We start from the raw sequence: 383 nt of genomic DNA on the forward strand, positions 1-383 counted from the left end.
AAGTCCTAATCGAAGCCTAGTAACAGATGCCTTGGAAATGGCATTAGGTCGACGCGGCAAACCTTGCGAACTGTTGATCCACACCGATCAAGGGGTGCAGTACCGGACTGGCCAGTATCAAGCAATCCTAGCCAGAAACGGTATCGAGCCTAGCATGAGCCGCAAGGGGAAATGCCTGGATAACGCAGCGATGGAGAGCTTCTTCCACACCTTGAAAACTGAGCACGTGAGGCACCACCGCTACCGGACTCGTGAGCAGGCTAGACAAAGCTTATTCGATTACATTGAGATTTTTTACAACCGACAGCGCCGGCACTCCTACTTGGATTACATGACGCCATTCGAGTATGAGCAACGAAACGCTGTCTCTTAACCAGGTGTCC

1 protein-coding gene is annotated in these 383 nt (G+C 51.4%); it reads left to right on the plus strand.

The features are described from left to right. Positions 1 to 373: IS3 family transposase (locus FZE95_RS19540; RefSeq protein ID WP_150302457.1), on the plus strand; the 373-nt coding region annotated here is incomplete at its 5' end. Positions 374 to 383 lie beyond the last annotated feature (10 nt).

It is taken from the genome of Pseudomonas profundi (assembly GCF_008638305.1).
Classification (GTDB): Bacteria; Pseudomonadota; Gammaproteobacteria; order Pseudomonadales; family Pseudomonadaceae; genus Halopseudomonas; species Halopseudomonas profundi.